General features: G+C 67.0%; 13 protein-coding genes and 2 pseudogenes. 5 read left to right on the top strand and 10 right to left on the bottom strand.

The window, feature by feature from the left end; translation table 11 throughout:
* From V9G04_15265 to V9G04_15250, 4 genes are read left to right on the top strand one after another with little or no spacing between them, the layout of a single operon-like run.
* Window positions 1-1089: an aldehyde dehydrogenase family protein gene (locus V9G04_15265; GenBank protein MEI2714609.1), complete on the top strand. Its 1089-nt coding sequence runs from the start codon at window positions 1-3 to the stop codon at window positions 1087-1089.
* A complete protein-coding gene (locus V9G04_15260) occupies window positions 992-1765 on the top strand; it encodes an oxygenase MpaB family protein (protein ID MEI2714608.1) in 774 nt (257 codons plus the stop codon). Before V9G04_15265 ends, V9G04_15260 begins: the two co-directional genes overlap by 98 nt.
* A gap of 4 nt (window positions 1766-1769) precedes the next feature.
* Window positions 1770-2363 carry an ATP-binding protein gene (locus V9G04_15255; GenBank protein ID MEI2714607.1) on the top strand — a complete coding sequence of 198 codons (594 nt, stop codon included), beginning with the start codon at window positions 1770-1772 and terminating at the stop codon, window positions 2361-2363.
* 1 nt (window position 2364) lies between these two features.
* Complete coding sequence (locus V9G04_15250) at window positions 2365-2970, top strand: hypothetical protein (protein ID MEI2714606.1); 606 nt, start codon at window positions 2365-2367, stop codon at window positions 2968-2970.
* Here the strand turns inward: V9G04_15250 and V9G04_15245 are convergent.
* Window positions 2967-4067 carry an adenosine deaminase gene (locus V9G04_15245; GenBank protein MEI2714605.1) on the bottom strand — a complete coding sequence of 367 codons (1101 nt, stop codon included), beginning with the start codon at window positions 4065-4067 and terminating at the stop codon, window positions 2967-2969. The genes V9G04_15250 and V9G04_15245 overlap by 4 nt on opposite strands.
* A 55-nt stretch (window positions 4068-4122) precedes the next feature.
* Between V9G04_15245 and V9G04_15240 the strand changes: the two genes are divergently transcribed.
* On the top strand, window positions 4123-4575 hold the full coding sequence (locus tag V9G04_15240) for a MaoC family dehydratase (protein MEI2714604.1): 453 nt from the start codon (window positions 4123-4125) through the stop codon (window positions 4573-4575).
* 22 nt (window positions 4576-4597) lie between these two features.
* On the opposite strand, the gene V9G04_15235 is transcribed toward V9G04_15240, so the two are convergent.
* The 9 genes and pseudogenes from V9G04_15235 to scpA form a co-directional block, all read right to left on the bottom strand.
* On the bottom strand, window positions 4598-5884 hold the full coding sequence (locus V9G04_15235) for a thymidine phosphorylase (protein MEI2714603.1): 1287 nt from the start codon (window positions 5882-5884) through the stop codon (window positions 4598-4600).
* Window positions 5884-6220 (bottom strand): annotated as a pseudogene (locus V9G04_15230) (cytidine deaminase). The gene V9G04_15235 and the pseudogene V9G04_15230 overlap by 1 nt, the downstream one beginning before the upstream one ends.
* Before the next feature lie 75 nt (window positions 6221-6295).
* Window positions 6296-7600 (bottom strand): ABC transporter permease, encoded by a 1305-nt coding sequence (locus V9G04_15225; GenBank protein ID MEI2714602.1) that lies wholly within the window; start codon window positions 7598-7600, stop codon window positions 6296-6298.
* Window positions 7600-8868, bottom strand: a complete 1269-nt coding sequence (locus tag V9G04_15220) for an ABC transporter permease (protein MEI2714601.1) — start codon at window positions 8866-8868, stop codon at window positions 7600-7602. Before V9G04_15220 ends, V9G04_15225 begins: the two co-directional genes overlap by 1 nt.
* Window positions 8865-10376: an ABC transporter ATP-binding protein gene (locus V9G04_15215; GenBank protein ID MEI2714600.1), complete on the bottom strand. Its 1512-nt coding sequence runs from the start codon at window positions 10374-10376 to the stop codon at window positions 8865-8867. The genes V9G04_15220 and V9G04_15215 overlap by 4 nt, the downstream gene beginning before the upstream one ends.
* A 134-nt stretch (window positions 10377-10510) precedes the next feature.
* Complete coding sequence (locus V9G04_15210; GenBank protein MEI2714599.1) at window positions 10511-11587, bottom strand: BMP family ABC transporter substrate-binding protein; 1077 nt, start codon at window positions 11585-11587, stop codon at window positions 10511-10513.
* Window positions 11588-11683: 96 nt separating this feature from the next.
* Entirely contained in the window at window positions 11684-12895 is a 1212-nt protein-coding gene (locus V9G04_15205; GenBank protein ID MEI2714598.1) for an amidohydrolase, read from the bottom strand.
* Window positions 12896-12907: 12 nt separating this feature from the next.
* Complete coding sequence (gene meaB / locus V9G04_15200; protein MEI2714597.1) at window positions 12908-13906, bottom strand: methylmalonyl Co-A mutase-associated GTPase MeaB; 999 nt, start codon at window positions 13904-13906, stop codon at window positions 12908-12910.
* Window positions 13906-15922: pseudogene (gene scpA, locus V9G04_15195) on the bottom strand (methylmalonyl-CoA mutase). The gene meaB and the pseudogene scpA overlap by 1 nt, the downstream one beginning before the upstream one ends.
* Between the last annotated feature and the right edge of the window lie 68 nt (window positions 15923-15990).

Genomic DNA, 15990 nt, shown 5'->3' with positions numbered 1-15990 from the left:
ATGGCGCGCGTGGACGTACGCAAGACCTACAAGCTCTACATCGGCGGTCAGTTCCCGCGCTCGGAGTCGGGCTACAGCTATGAAGTGCTCGACGCGAAGGGGAAGTTCGTGGCCAATGCGGCTCAGGCCTCGCGCAAGGATGCCCGCGACGCGGTGATCGCGGCGCGCAGCGCCTTCAAGGGCTGGTCGGGCAAGACCGCCTACAACCGGGCCCAGATCCTCTACCGCGTCGCGGAGATCATGGAGGATCGGCGCCCCCAGTTCGTCGAGGCGCTCAAACAGTCCGAGGGGCTCACTCCTGCGCGGGCCGAGAGGACCCTCGACGCGGCGATCGACCGACTGGTCTGGTACGCCGGGTGGGCCGACAAGATCACCCAGATCGTGGGCGGTGCCAACCCGGTCGCCGGGCCGTACTTCAACCTCTCCTCCCCCGAACCGACCGGCGTGATCGCCGTCTTCGCGCCACAGGAGTCGTCGCTGCTGGGCCTGATCTCGGTGATCGCCCCGGCGATCGTCACCGGCAATACCGTCGTGGTGGTCTCGTCGGCGCAGCGCCCGCTGCCCGCCGTCACGTTCGCCGAGGTCTTGGCGACCTCGGATGTGCCGGGCGGCGTGGTCAACATCCTGACCGGCGACTACACCGCGCCCGGCCCATGGCTGGCCTCCCATATGGACGTCAACGCACTCGACCTCACCGGCCTGGCCGGCGACGCCGAGAACGCCACGGCGTACGAGGTGGCCGCGGCCGACAACCTCAAGCGCGTACGCCGGGCGCCGGCAGCCGAGCCCGACTGGACTCAAGCTTCCCGGCACGGACCGCTTGATCGAGGGTCTGGAGATCAAGACCGTCTGGCACCCGATCGGGATCTGAGTGATGGCCGATCGGGATCACTGGCTGCGCCGGATCGAGCAACTCGATCCCGAGACCGACTACGAAGAGATCGTGACGATCAGCGCCGCCCACGAGTTCCCGTGGGATGTCACGCAGGCGTTGTCGTTCGCGCTGTTTCGCACCTACGCCGTGCCCAGCATCGGGGTGCTGCTCTACGAGACGGGCGAATTCACCGAGCGTACGCAGAAACGCTATGACGACACCGCGCTGATCCTCGACGCGCTCGGCGAGCACGGCATCCGCTCCGAGCAGGGTCTGACCGCGATCCGGCGGATGAACCAGATGCACGGAATGTACGACATCGCAGGCGACGACATGCGCTATGTGCTGACCACCTTCGTGGCGGTGCCGATCCGCTGGTTGGACGACTACGGCTGGCGGCCCTTGTCTGAGAAGGAGAAGGTCGCCTCGGCGAACTACTACCGCGAGGTCGGCCGATTGATGGGGATCAAGAACATCCCCGGCACCTGGCAGGAGTTCACGGCCGCGATGGACGCCTATGAGGCCGAGCACTTCGCGTACGACCCGCGTGCGCGCGACGTCGCGGAGGCAACGCTGAAGTTGATGGCGACGTTCCCGCCCAACAATCTGGCGCCACGCAAGGCGGTGATCCGCTCGTCGCGGGCATTCATGGACGCGCCGCTGCTCGACGCCTTCAGGTTCGAGCACCCGACTCGCGCCGAGCGCGCTGCCGCCAAGGCGGCGCTACGAGCCCGAGCTGCGTGGCTGCGAAGGCAGCCACCGCGGATGCAACCGACCCGAGCCCGCGACCTGCCGCAGGTCACCGGCTACCCCAACGGCTACGACCTCGCGAAACTCGGCACCTTCCGTCCCACCGGCTGCCCGGTGCCGCACGGGAAGGTCGCACAATAACCCCGTGCATGCCCGCTTGATCGTGCTGGCCGGCCCGTCGGGTGCTGGCAAGTCACGCCTTGCCGAACGTCTCGGGCTGCCCGTGCTGAGGCTCGACGACTTCTACAAGAACGGCGACGACCCCACGTTGCCGCACATCGAGGACGGCCCCAACGCCGGGATCGTGGACTGGGATCACCCCGATTCCTGGTTGCACCACGAGGCCCTGGCCGCGATCACCTCCTTGTGCGCCGACGGCCGCGCGGAGTTGCCCGTCTATGAGATCGCGCAGAACGGCCGGGTGGGCACTCAGGTGCTGGAGCTCGGCGATGCGAAGTTCTTCGTCGCGGAGGGAATCTTCGCCCAGGAGATCGTCCCCGAAGCACGCCGGATCGGCTGTCTGGCCGGCGCGTACTGCATCACTCAGCACCGCCTGATCACCTTCTGGCGTCGGTTGAGCCGCGACCTACGCGAGCGCCGCAAGGCGCCGATGCTCCTGATCAAGCGCGGCTGGGCCCTGATGAAGGACCAGCCGGCAGTCGTACGCCATGCCGTCGCGCTCGGGTGCCAGGAGATGACCGCGGACGAGGCGTACGACGCGATCCGCAGGCTCGGCTGACGTGCGCCGCTTCTCGCGCGAGGGCGAACGGCTGCTGGCGACCCGGCCGCGACAGCCCGACGCACGCTCGTGTGGCGCGGCCTGCCTGGTGATGGAGCGCGTGCTGCGCGACGACGCGTACGCCGCCCTGATCAGTCGCGGCAGTCACCCGGACACCGGCTGGTCGATCCGCGGTGATGCGGCCCAGAGATTCCGTACGGAGGTGTTGGCGATGCACCGACGTACGACCAGCGCCGTGGCGGTGGGCGGGCACCTGCAGGTGCCGTGGCCGCGCGCGCTCGGCACACCGCCGTGGTCACTGGCCGGGCAACTCGGCGCCGACTGGTCGTCGCGGCTGTGGCGGCGCGCCACTCCCAACCGTCTCGACGAGGTGCTGCGCGCCCTGGACACCGGAGCCTGCGTGCCGCTGTATGTCGGCACCGCTCTGCTCCCCCGGCACGTGGTGTTGGCCGTCGACGCGGAGCGGCACGGCGGCGAGGTGACCGGAATCTGGTGCTACGACCCCGGCACTGGTGGGCTGAGGCCGATGCCGATCGCAAGACTGCGTTCCGGGCGCACCGGCTTCGACCGGTGGACCCACCTGTGGTGGGCGGTCCTGCCGCGCTAGCTCGCACCCAGCGCGCGATAGCCGGGCTTGATCACGCCGTCGATGATCGCCAGCCGTTCCTCGAAAGGCAGGAAGGCCGACTTCATCGCGTTGATGGTGAACCAGCGCAGGTCCTCGAGCGTGTACCCGAACGTCTGCACCAGCTCCCACATCTCGTGGGTCATCGAGGTGCCACTCATCAAGCGGTTGTCGGTATTGACGGTGACGCGAAAACGCAGCTTGGTGAGCAGTCCGATCGGGTGCTCGGCCAGGGAGTCCGCCGCGCCGGTCTGGAGGTTGGAGGTGGGGCACATCTCCAGCGGGATGCGCTTGTCGCGCACGTAGGCCGCGAGCCGGCCCAGTGCCGCGTTGCCGCCGTCGTCCACCGCGATGTCGTCGATGATGCGTACGCCATGACCGAGCCGGTCGGCGCCACACCACTGGATCGCCTCCCAGATCGAGGGCAGGCCGAACGCCTCCCCGGCGTGAATGGTGAAATGCGAGTTCTCGCGCTGCAGGTATTCGAAGGCGTCCAGGTGACGGGTCGGGGGGTACCCCGCTTCGGCTCCTGCGATGTCGAAGCCCGCCACCCCACGATCGCGCCAGGCGACCGCGAGCTCGGCCACCTCACGTGAGCGCGCCTGGTGGCGCATCGCGGTGAGCAGTTGGCGTACGACGATGCGACCCTCGGCCGCGGTCGTGCCCTCGTCGAAGCCCTGCTGCACGGCAGCGACCACCTCGTCGAGGCTGAGCCCCTCGTTGACGTGCTGCTCGGGCGCGTACCGGATCTCGGCGTAGACGACTCCGTCGGCGGCCAGGTCCTCGACACATTCGCGGGCGACGCGGGTGATGTTGGCGGCCGTCTGCATCACCGCGACGGTGTGATCGAAGGTCTCCAGGTAGCGCACCAGCGAGCCGCTGTTGCTGGCCTCCTCGAACCACCGGCCCAGCGACTCGGCATCGTCGGCCGGCAACTCGTGGCCGATCTGTGCTGCCAACTCCACGATCGTCTGCGGGCGCAGCCCGCCGTCCAGGTGGTCGTGCAACAGCACCTTGGGTGCGGCCTGGACGACTTCGCGAGTGAGCGGGGTGAGGGCGGTGGCAGACGGGTCAGACATGCGCCCATCCTGACAGGTAGGTTTCGGTTGCGTACCAACTCACAAGGAGAGCTTCATGCGGGTTTTCACCAGTCTGGACGATGTCGCGAGCGCGGCGAACACCGAGATCGGCGTCAGCGACTGGATCGCGGTCGACCAGGACCGGATCAACGCCTTCGCCGACGCCACGTTGGATCACCAGTGGATTCACGTCGACGTGGAGCAGGCAGCGTCGGGTCCGTTCGGTGCCACGATCGCGCACGGCTTCTTGACGCTGAGCCTGCTGCCGCACTTCACCAGCCAGGTCTTCACCTTCGAGATGGACGGCGCCCGGCTCAACTACGGCCTCAACAAGGTGCGCTTTCCCAGCCCGGTGCCGGTGGACTCTCGCCTTCGCTCGCACGTGTCGTTCGGCGACGTGACCGACCTGGCCGCCGGCAAGCAACTGATCATCAAGCACACCGTGGAGATCGAGGGTGCGGACAAGCCGGCCTGTGTGGCCGAGCACGTCGTGCTCCTGCTGGCCTGATCAGTCGGGGGTGTCCGGTCGCTCAGTCCACCCGGCCGAGGATGATCGGGGTGGGCTCGAAATCGGGGCTCTCCGCCGCGATGTCGAAGCCGTCTTCGAGGGGGGCCAGAGCCCGCTCGAAACGCTCGGGTTCGTCGGTGTGAAGGGTGAACAGCGGCTGGCCCGCCGACACCGTGTCGCCCGGACGGGCGTGCCAGGTGACTCCGGCGCCTGCCTGCACCGGGTCCTCCTTGCGCGCCCGACCGGCGCCCAGCCGCCAGGCTGCCAGGCCCACGGCCATCGCATCTAGACGGGTGAGTACGCCCGACGTGGGCGCGTTGACCACATGGGTTTCTTTGGCAGTCGGCAAGGCGGCCTCCGGATCACCGTCCTGAGCGCGGATCATGTCGCGCCACACATCCATGGCGCGGCCAGAGGCCAGCACCTCGGCCGGGTCGACCTCATCGCGGCCCGCACCTGCGAGCATCTCCCGAGCCAGCGCCACGGTCAGTTCGACGACGTCCGCCGGCCCGCCGCCCGCGAGCACCTCCACCGACTCCGCGACCTCGATCGCATTGCCTGCGGTGAGTCCGAGCGGAGTGGACATGTCGGTGAGCAGAGCGACCGTGTGGACACCTGCGTCCTTGCCCAGAGCCACCATCACCTCGGCGAGTTCGTGGGCGCGGTCGAGGTCCTTCATGAACGCTCCGGTGCCGACCTTGACGTCGAGCACCAGGGCGCCGGTGCCCTCGGCGATCTTCTTGCTCATGATCGAGGAAGCAATCAGGGGTACGCACTCGACGGTGCCCGTCACGTCACGTAGTGCATAGAGCTTCTTGTCAGCCGGAGCCAGCCCGTCACCGGCCGCACAGATCACCGCACCGACGGATTCGAGTTGGGCGAACATCTCCTCGTTAGACAGCGCCGCACGCCAACCGGGGATCGCCTCGAGCTTGTCGAGAGTGCCACCGGTGTGACCCAGCCCGCGACCGGACAACTGCGGCACCGCGACCCCACAGGCCGCGACCAGCGGCGCGAGCGGCAACGTGATCTTGTCTCCGACCCCGCCCGTGGAGTGCTTGTCGGCGGTGGGGCGCGACAGCCCGGAGAAGTCCATCCGCTCACCGGACGCGATCATCGCGTTGGTCCAGCGGGCGATCTCTTCGCGCGACATCCCATTGAGCAGGATGGCCATCGCCAGCGACGACATCTGCTCGTCGGCAACCTCACCGCGGGTGTAGGCGTCGATCACCCAGTCGATCTGACTGTCGCTCAGGGCGTGCTTGTCGCGCTTGGCGCTGATCACCTCGACGGCGTCGTGGGCAGCCATCAGCGGACCTCCTCAAGGTCTTCGGGCCCGAACGCGTCGGGCAGGACTTCACTCATCGGCTTCACGCCACGCACCGTCCAGATCAGCAACCGGTTGCCGCCGTGCTCGAAGATCAACTGGCGGCAACGACCGCACGGCATGATCACCTCGCCCAGCTTGTTCACGCACACGAAGTGCGTGAGCCGGCCACCCCCGGTCGCATGCAGCGAGGAGACCAGCACCGCACTCGGCGCACAGCACCACGCCGTACGACGCGTTCTCCACGTTGCAGCCCACGACGACCCGGCCGTCGTCGACCCGGGCGGCGGCGCCGACGGGGAAGTCCGAGTAGGGCACGTACGCCCGCTTCGAGACCTCCACCGCGGCAGCTTTGCAGCCCCTCCCAGTCGAAATCGCTCTCGTCGACCACGATCAGCTCTTGACGTACGGCTCACCGTCGGCGGCCGGCGGGCGAACCCGACCGACGAACCCGGCCACCGCGATGATCGTCGCGAGATAAGGCGATGCCAACAGCAACTCGCTCGGGATCTTGTCGAGCCCCTGGAGCTGGAACTGCAAAGTGGTCAAGAAGCCGAAGAAGAGTGCCGCCATCGTGGCGCCGATGGGGTGCCAACGACCCATGATCACGGCAGCCAACGCGATGAAGCCGTTGCCTGCCGAAGCACCGTTGTCGAAGGAGCCTGTCGATCCGACGGTGAAGAAGGCACCGCCCAGACCGGCGAAGACACCGCCGAGCAGCACGGCCTGCCAACGGGTGCGGTTGACCTTGATGCCCACCGTGTCGGCGGCCTTGGGGTGCTCGCCGACCGAGCGGACGCGAAGGCCCCACTTGGTCTGGTAGAGCAGGAAGGTCACCAGCGCGATCGAGAAGTACATCAGGTAGACCAGGATCGTCTGGTCGAAGAACGTCGGCCCGATGACGGGGATCTCGGAAAGTCCCGGGATCGGGATGCGTTCCAATCGCACCGGCAGGTTGAACTTCTCGGCCTTGCCGTCGGGAATCTGTGAAAGCAGGAAGCTCGTGAGGCCGGTCGCGAAGGCGATCAAGACGACGCCGAGCACCACCTGGTTGACCTGATAGCGCATCGAGAAGATGCCGAGCATCCAGGAGAGCAGGACACCGGCGAGGATGCCGCCGAACAGGCCCATGTTCGCGCTCTGGAACAGCGACGACGCGACCGAGGCGAAGAACGCGCCCATCAGCAGCTGACCCTCGATCGCGATGTTGATGACGCCCGCGCGCTCACACATCACACCGGCCAACGCGCCGAGCACCAGGGGCGTGGACAGCCGGATCGTGCCGGGCAGTGGGTTCACGATCGCCAGTGAGGTCTCGGTCTGATCGGCGTAGTTCCAGATGATGAAGCCGACGAAGAACGCGACCCCGACCGCGAGGTAGACCAGCGCCCCCGCAATGCCCTTGGGCACCTTGTTGAGCACCGCCAGGACGGTCGCGAGCAGCGAGATGAGGAAGGCGCCAAGCACCCACGTCTTGCCGTTCATCTCCTCGGCAGGAGTGTCCCTGCTGATCCGCTCACCCAGGGTGAAGAGCACTTTGGAGTGATCGATGCTGGTCCAGAAGAACAACAGCAGCAGCGACACCAGCGCGAAGACAGCCACCAGTTTGATCTGGCGCTGGATGTCGGCCCGGTCGCGTACGGGTGCCTCGCCCGGACCTGGGATCGATCCGGTCGGTTCCATCGTTGCGGTGCTCATCAGCCGCCCCATCCCTTCGCCATCATCGCATCATCGCTACCACTGCCCTTGAGCCTTGCGATCCCGCGTACGAGTGCGGGCGCGGCCACGAAGAGCACGATCAGCGCCGAGAGCACCTGGGTGAGTTCCTTCGGAGTGCCGGCCGCTGCCTGCATCGCCACGCCGCCGACGCTGAGCGCGCCGAACATCAGGCCCGCCAGCACGGTGCCGAGCGGGGTCGCGCGGCCGAGCAGGGCCACCGTGATCGCGTCGAAGCCGATCGTGCCGGGCAGGGTCGGGCTCAACGAGTTCTGCTGTCCGAGCACCGTCATGGTGGCGGCCAGACCGGCCAGCAGGCCGGCGATCAGCATCGCGATGGTGAAGACCTTCTCGACGTTCATGCCCGCAGTGCGGGCGGCCTGGGGGTTGGCGCCGACGGCACGCAACTCGAAGCCGAGCGTGCTGCGCTCCAGCAGCCACCACACCGCGGCCGCGGCTACGAATGCGAGCAGCACGCCCAAGTGCATGTCGCCGATGCTGCCGAAGGTCGCGCTGTCGTGGACCGGAGGCGACTGACGGTTGTCACTGCCCGGACGCTGGAAAGCATTCTTGCTCAGCGCATAGAGCATCACCGACGCTGCCAGGTAGTTGAGCATGATCGTGGTGATCACCTCGTGCGCGCCCGTCCGGGCCTTGAGGTAACCCGAGATCGCTCCCCACAGACCACCGGCCACCAGGCCACCGATCAGCGCGGCCAGGGTGTGGATGCCCGGGGGCAGGTCCCACGAGAAGCCGATGTAGCCCGCCACCAACGCACCGAGGATCAACTGACCCTGGGCACCGATGTTGAACAGCCCGGAGCGGAACGCCAGGGAGACGCCCAGGCCGGCACAGATCAGCGGCGCCGAGCGCTGGAGCGTACGACCGATGGCCTCACCGCTGCCCATCGACCCCTTCAGCAGGGCCCAGTAGGACGACGAGATCGCGTCCCACGAGCGCGAGAAGAAGTCCCACGGATAGGAGAAGAAGTAGGGCATCGACTCGACGACCTTCTCGTCCGACAGCGCGATCAGCAGCGCGCCGATGATCAACGCGATCGCGATGGCGACGAAGGTCTCGATCAGGCTCGGAAGCCAACTGATCGGGCTCTTGAGATCGGCGTGCTCGGGCTGATCCTCGATCTTGGGATCTGTGCCGGTGCGCTCCTCTTCGAGTTCGACCACGGTCTCGGCCTCGATGGCCTTGTGGCCGGTCGGCTTCTCCGGAGGGGTCGGGGTCTTCTCGCTCATGCGCTCGCCTCCTCGGTGGCGCCGGCCATCAGCAGGCCGATCTCTTCACGTGCGATGTCGGGCTTGACCACCCCGACGATGCGGCCGTCGTACATCACCGCGATGCGATCGGACAGGGCATAGATCTCGTCGAGTTCGGTCGACACGATCACCACCGCGGTGCCTCGATCGCGTTCCTCGATGATCCGCTTGTGGATGAACTCGATCGAGCCGACGTCGACACCGCGAGTCGGCTGTGAGGCGATCAACAACTTGATCGGGCGACTGAACTCGCGCGCGACCACGACCTTCTGCTGGTTTCCACCCGAAAGTGCACTGACGTGCGACTCCATCGTCTCGGTGCGGATGTCGAACTCTTCGATGCGGTGTTTGGCGTTGGCCGCGATGTCGTCGAGCTTGAGCGCCATGCCCTTGGAGAACTCGTCGTGGCGATACATGTCGAGGATGAGGTTCTCGCGCACGCTGAACGAACCGACGTACCCGTCGTGGGAGCGGTCTTCGGGGATATAGCCGATGCCCGCGTCCAGCGACTTGCGTGGGGTTGCCTTGGTGATGTCGTCGCCGTCGAGGGTGATCGTGCCCGCGTCGGGGCGTACGAGCCCCATCAGCGTCTTGATCAACTCGGTCTGACCGTTGCCCTGCACACCGGCGATGCCCAGCACCTCACCGCCGCGAGCCTCGAACGACACGTTCTTGACTACGTGGTGTCCGCGCGGGTCGACGACCGTGAGGTTCTCGACCTTGAGCACCGGGTCGCCGACGGCGGCGTTCTCTTTCTGCACCACCAGGTTGACCGAGCGACCGACCATGAGTTCGGCGAGTTCGGCCTCGGACGCAGTCGGAGGCGCGGAGCCCACGACCTTGCCGCGACGGATGACGGTGATCACGTCACCGACAGCCTTGACCTCGCGAAGCTTGTGGGTGATGAAGATGATCGACGTGCCCTGCGCCTTGAGCGAGCGCATGATCTCCATCAGTTCGTCGATCTCCTGCGGGGTCAGCACCGCGGTGGGCTCGTCGAGGATCAGCACCTTGGCGTTGTGCGAGAGCGCCTTGATGATCTCCACGCGCTGCTGCACCCCGACCGGCAGGTCCTCGACGAGCGCGTTGGGGTCCACGCGAAGGCCGTACTGCTCGGACAGTTCACGCACCCGCTCCGCGGCCTTGCGGCGGTTGAGGATGCCGCCGCCGATGGTGTGTTCGTTGCCGAGCATCACGTTCTCGGCGACGGTGAACACCGGCACCAGCATGAAGTGCTGGTGCACCATCCCGATGCCATGCTCGATCGCATCGCTGGGAGAGGCGAAAGTGACCGGCTGGCCGTCGACCAGGATCTCGCCCTCACTCGGGGTGAGCAGGCCGTAGAGCATGTTCATCAGCGTGGACTTGCCCGCGCCGTTCTCCCCGAGGAGGCAGTGGATCTGGCCGTCCTCGATGGTGAGATCGATGTGATCGTTGGCGGTGAACGAGCCGAACCTCTTGGTCAGCCCTTTGATCTCCAGCCGCATTCGTTCCTCCCGGTGACGCGAGGTGATGAGGTGTGCGTCACAGCGGACGCTATCGAAACAGAAGCCGGGGTGGGAGTCTCCCACCCCGGCTCACTGTGGGGTATTGCAGTGACGGCGAGGCCGTCGGTGATCGATCAGCCGGTCGTGATCTCGCCGTCGATGATCTTCTGGGTGATCTCGTCGATCTTGTCCTGCAGGTCGGCGGCGTCGTCGCTCAGCGGGGCCAGGCCCACGCCACCATTCTCCAGCGTGCCCACGTAGAGCTCGTTGGTGAAGGTGCCCTCGACACCCTCCTTGATGGCCTCCTCGACCGCAACGTCCATGCCCTTCATGACCGAGGTCAAGAGCACGTCGCAGTATTCGGCGGCCGACTTGCAGCCGTCGGTGTCGACCCAGATGCCCTTGACGTCGGCGTCCTGGGCGGCCTGAAGACCGCCGAGACCGGCGGGACCGGCGACCGGGAAGATCACGTCAGCGCCCTGAGCGATCATCTGCTCAGCAACGGTCTGACCCTTGGCCTTGTCCTCGAAGTCGTCGGTGAAGGTGCCCTTCTTGCCGTTCCAGCCCAGGACCTTGACCTCGCCACCCTCCTCGGAGTTGTAGTAGTCCACACCCTGCTTGAAGCCGGTCATGAACGAGGTCACCGTCGGGATGTTCATGCCGCCGAAGGTGCCGACAGTGCCGGACTCCGACTTGGCAGCGGCAACATAGCCGGCCAGGAACGACGGCTCCGCGGTGTTGAACACCAGGCCCTTGAGGTTCTTGGGAGCCTTCTCGTAGGCGAAGTCGACGATCGAGAAGTTGACCTTCTTGTTCTTCTTCGCAGCGGCCTCCGTGGCGTCACCGAGCAGGAAGCCGACCGTGGTGATGGAGTTGCAGCCCTCGGACACGAGCGCCTTGATGTTGTCGGCGTACTCCGAGTCGGACTGGGACTCGACCTCACCGGTCTGCACACCCAGGTCGGCCGCGGCAGCCTTCAGTCCGTCGTGGGAAGTCTGGTTGAACGACTTGTCGTCGAAGCCGCCGGAGTCGGAGACCATGCATGCCTTGAAGTCGATCTCGTCGACCGCAGGCGATTCCTCAGTGGTCGAGGTGGTCTCGGCGTTGGTGGGGTCGTCGGAGCCTTCTTCTTCTGCGGGCTTGCTGCCACAGGCGGCGAGAGTGAGTGCAGCAGCACAGGTAAGCGCTGCGATACGGGCCGTCTTCTTCACGGCACCTCCTGATCATTGAGGTTCGCGCCGGACGGCGCACTTCGGCCCAAACTGTAATCTGCCGCGACTCCCACCCGGCGCCGCGTTAGGTAACTGTTAGGTCTCGGTTTTGGTCGCGATCGTGACCAGCGCAGCCTCGGCCAGCACCCGCGCCCCGAGCGCCACCGCGCCCTCGTCGATGCGCAGGTTGCCCTGGTGCAGGTCGTAGGTCGTCCCCCCCGGCGTGCGCGTGCCCAGGCGCGCCATCGCGCCCGGACGTTGACCCAGATACCAGGCGAAATCCTCGCCACCCAGACTCTGCGCGGTCGCCACTTTGGCCTCGGCGCCCAGGGCTCGGGTCACCGCAGTACCCAGTAGTTCGGTGGCCTGTGGCTCGTTGACGACCGGGGGCACGCCACGGCGGTAGTCGACGGTCGCGCGGACGCCGTAGGGCGCGACGAGTTCGGCGACGGTGGCCTGGACGATCTTCTCGGAGTGATCCCAGGCCACATGGTCCAGCATGCGTACGGTGCCGCCGACATGGCCCTCGCTCGGGATCACGTTGTGCGCCGACCCCGAGCCGACGAAGCCCCACACCACACTGACGCCCGCGCGTGGGTCGAAGCGACGCGACAGCACGGCAGGCACTTCGGAAATGACCTTCCCGAGCGCGAAGATGACGTCCTGGGTCAGGTGCGGGCGCGAGGTGTGGCCACCATCGCCGGTGAGACGCACCTCCAGACGATCGGCCGCCCCGGTCAACGGCCCCTCGCGCAGGCCGACCTTGCCGACGTCGATGCTGGGGTCGCAGTGCAGCATGAAGATCGACGCGACGTCCTCGAGTGCACCGTTGTCGATCATCTGCAGGGCGCCGCCGGGCATGACCTCCTCGGCGGGCTGGAAGATCAGGCGTACGCGTCCTTTCAACCGGCCCTGTTCGTGCGCGGCGGCCAACGCATAACTCGCCCCGATCAGCGCGGTGGTGTGGACGTCGTGGCCGCAGGCGTGCGCGACCTGGTCCTGTCGACTGGCCCACGGGTCACCGGTCGTGTCTTCGACGGGCAGGGCGTCGAGGTCGGCACGCAGCGCGACCCGGGGTCCGGCATCGCCAAGGTCTGCGAAGAAGCCGGTCTCCCCTGCCTGCTGGACGTTCCAGCCGGCGGCCTCGACCTGCTTGCGTGCGATGTCGGTCGTACGCACCTCGTGCCACGAGAGCTCGGGGTTGGCGTGGAGGTCGCGCCGGATGTCGCGCAATTCGTCGGCGCGTGCGGCGATGGTGGATTCGACGAGCCGAGTGGTGTCGTCGGGAGTCAGGGATGGAGCAGCCATAGCGAGACGAGGTTACTCGTCAAAGGCGGCAAGGATGCGGTCCGCGGCGACCGTCGCGGGCAACTCGCCCGCGAGCAGGTCCCGCTGGACGCTGTCGCGGATCGCCAGGACCCCCGCCGAGGTGCGCAGCCGCTGGTCGAGTTCGTCTCGTACGAGTGCCCAGGCGAACTCCAGTTGCTGATGGGCGCGCTTGGCTCGCAGCCCGCTCGCGCCGAGGTGGTCGCGATGCGCGAGCACCTGCGCCCAGACCTCGTCGATGCCTTCACGTTCGAGTGCGGAGCACGTCAGAACCGGCGGCGACCAGGTGTCGATCTGCCCTCCCAGGGCGCCTTTGTGCACCATCCGCAAGGCGCCGGAGAGTTCCCGCGCCGCCGCACGCGCTCCGGTGAGGTGGTCGCCGTCTGCCTTGTTGACCGCGATCACGTCGGCGATCTCGAGGATCCCCTTCTTGATGCCCTGCAGTTGGTCACCGGTGCGCGCGAGCGTCAGGAAGAGGAACGTGTCCACCATCCCGGCCACGGTCACCTCGGACTGACCTACGCCCACGGTCTCCACGAGCGTCACGTCGTACCCGCCCGCTTCGAGCACCTGCATCGCCTGCGCCGTGGCACGGGCGACACCGCCGAGAGTGCCAGCACTGGGACTGGGCCGAACGTACGCATTCGGGTCGGCGCTGAGGTCCGGCATCCGGGTCTTGTCGCCCAGGACCGACCCGCCCGTACGCACGCTGCTCGGATCGACGGCCAGCACACCGACCTGGTGACCCTGCGACGTCAGCATCGTGCCGAGAGCCTCGATGAAGGTCGACTTGCCGACGCCCGGCACACCACTGATCCCGACCCGGATCGACATCCGGTCCGGGTCCCGGGCCAGGTCGGTCAACAACTCTCGGGCGAGTTGGCGATGCTGCGACTTGCGCGACTCGACCAGAGTGATCGCGCGCGCGATCGCAGCCCGCTCCCCGGCTCGGATGCCCGAGACCAGGGCGTCGACGTCGACCTGGCGCGCCATCAGGCTGCGGCGCGCAGCTTCTCGAGCAACTCCAACGCCGAGGCCGCGATCACCGTGCCGGGCAGGAAGACCGACGCGGCTCCCATCTGACGCAGCGTCTCCACGTCGTCCGGCGGGATCACGCCACCGATCACGATCATGATGTCGTCGCGGCCCAGATCCGTCAGTGCGCGCTTGAGAGCAGGCAGCAGCGTCAGGTGGCCTGCCGCCAACGACGAGACCCCGACGATGTGCACGTCGTTGTCGACCGCCTGCTGGGCGACCTCTTCGGGAGTGGAGAACAGCGGGCCTACGTCGACGTCGAAGCCGAGATCGGCGAAGGCGGTGACCACCACCTTCTGGCCGCGGTCGTGGCCGTCTTGTCCCATCTTCGCGACCAGGATGCGCGGGCGCCGGCCTTCCTCCTCCTCGAAGGCAGCCGTCGCGTCGAGCACCTGCTGGACCGCGTCGGCGCCACCGTCGTTGCTGGCCTCTTGGCGATACACGCCGCTGATCGTACGGATCTCGGCGCGGTGACGACCCCACGGCTTTTCCAGCGCCTCGGAGATCTCGCCGACCGTAGCCTTGGCTCGGGCGGCGTCGACCGCCAGTTTGAGCAGGTTGGCATCCGGGTCGTTGGTCTGGGTCTCAGCAGCATTGGTGAGTGCGGTGAGCGCGGCTCGTACGTCGTCGTCGTGGCGCTCGGCGCGCAGCCGCTCCAGTTTGGCTATCTGCTGGCGATAGACGTCGTCGTTGTCGACCTTGAGAACTTCGAGTGGGTCCTCGTCGGCCAGACGATAGGTGTTGACGCCGATCACGGCCTGCGCGCCCGAGTCGATACGGGCCTGCGTACGCGCCGCCGCCTCCTCGATGCGCAACTTGGGGATGCCCTGCTCGATCGCTTTGGCCATCCCGCCGGCCTCCTCGGCCTCGGTGATGTGCGCCCAGGCGCGTTCGGCGAGGTCGTGGGTGAGGCGCTCGACGTAGTAGGAGCCCGCCCAAGGGTCGATCGTCTGCGTGGTGCCCGACTCCTGCTGCAGCAACAACTGGGTGTTGCGGGCGATGCGGGCGCTGAAGTCGGTCGGCAGCGCGATCGCCTCGTCGAGCGCGTTGGTGTGCAGGCTCTGGGTGTGGCCCTGGGTCGCGGCCATCGCCTCGATGCAGGTGCGTCCGACGTTGTTGAAGACGTCCTGGGCGGTGAGGGACCAACCGCTGGTCTGGGAGTGCGTACGCAGACTTCGGCTCTTGGGGTTCTTCGGGTCGAACTGGTCGACCAGGCGGCTCCACAGCGCGCGGGCGGCCCTGCAGCTTGGCGACCTCCATGAAGAAATTCATCCCGATCGCCCAGAAGAAGCTCAACCGGGGCGCGAACGCGTCGATGTCGAGACCCGCGTCGAGTCCCGCGCGGATGTATTCGACGCCGTCGGCCAGGGTGTACGCGAGTTCCAGGTCGGCGGTCGCTCCCGCCTCCTGCATGTGATAGCCGGAGATCGAGATCGAGTTGAAGCGCGGCATGTGGGACGCGGTGAAGGAGAAGATGTCGCTGATGATCCGCATGCTCGGTCGCGGCGGATAGATGTAGGTGTTGCGGACCATGAACTCCTTGAGGATGTCGTTCTGGATGGTCCCGGCCAGTTGCTCGGGCTTGACGCCCTGCTCCTCGGCCGCAGCGATATAGAGCGCCATCACCGGGAGTACGGCGCCGTTCATGGTCATGCTGACCGACATCTGGTCCAGCGGGATGCCGTCGAAGAGGGTGCGGGTGTCGTAGATCGAGTCGATCGCGACACCGGCCATCCCGACGTCGCCGCGTACGCGCGGGTGATCGGAGTCGTAGCCGCGGTGGGTCGCCAGGTCGAACGCGACGCTGAGACCCTTCTGGCCCGCCGCCAGGTTGCGGCGGTAGAAGGCGTTGGACTCCTCGGCGGTGGAGAACCCGGCGTACTGCCTGATCGTCCACGGCTGGGTGGTGTACATCGTCGGGTAGGGCCCGCGCAGGAAGGGGGCGATGCCCGGGTAGGTGTCGAGCGCGTCGAGGCCCTGGAGGTGCTCGGGGCCGTACGTCGGCAGGATCTCGATGCCCTCGGGGCTGAGCCACGGCGTGG

It is taken from the genome of Nocardioides sp. (assembly GCA_037045645.1).
GTDB lineage: Bacteria > Actinomycetota > Actinomycetes > Propionibacteriales > Nocardioidaceae > Nocardioides.
Note: the sequence above shows the minus strand (reverse complement) of the source record. Positions and strands in the feature narration are given on the sequence as shown.

What these genes read in the sequence shown, in the direction of transcription:
- V9G04_15265 (MEI2714609.1), top strand. Translation starts at nt 1, where the DNA reads ATGGCGCGCGTGGACGTACGCAAGACCTACAAGCTCTACATCGGCGGT.
- V9G04_15245 (MEI2714605.1), bottom strand. Translation starts at nt 4,067, where the DNA reads ATGTCTGACCCGTCTGCCACCGCCCTCACCCCGCTCACTCGCGAAGTC.
- V9G04_15240 (MEI2714604.1), top strand. Translation starts at nt 4,123, where the DNA reads ATGCGGGTTTTCACCAGTCTGGACGATGTCGCGAGCGCGGCGAACACC.
- V9G04_15235 (MEI2714603.1), bottom strand. Translation starts at nt 5,884, where the DNA reads ATGGCTGCCCACGACGCCGTCGAGGTGATCAGCGCCAAGCGCGACAAG.
- V9G04_15225 (MEI2714602.1), bottom strand. Translation starts at nt 7,600, where the DNA reads ATGAGCACCGCAACGATGGAACCGACCGGATCGATCCCAGGTCCGGGC.
- V9G04_15220 (MEI2714601.1), bottom strand. Translation starts at nt 8,868, where the DNA reads ATGAGCGAGAAGACCCCGACCCCTCCGGAGAAGCCGACCGGCCACAAG.
- V9G04_15215 (MEI2714600.1), bottom strand. Translation starts at nt 10,376, where the DNA reads ATGCGGCTGGAGATCAAAGGGCTGACCAAGAGGTTCGGCTCGTTCACC.
- V9G04_15205 (MEI2714598.1), bottom strand. Translation starts at nt 12,895, where the DNA reads ATGGCTGCTCCATCCCTGACTCCCGACGACACCACTCGGCTCGTCGAA.
- meaB (MEI2714597.1), bottom strand. Translation starts at nt 13,906, where the DNA reads ATGGCGCGCCAGGTCGACGTCGACGCCCTGGTCTCGGGCATCCGAGCC.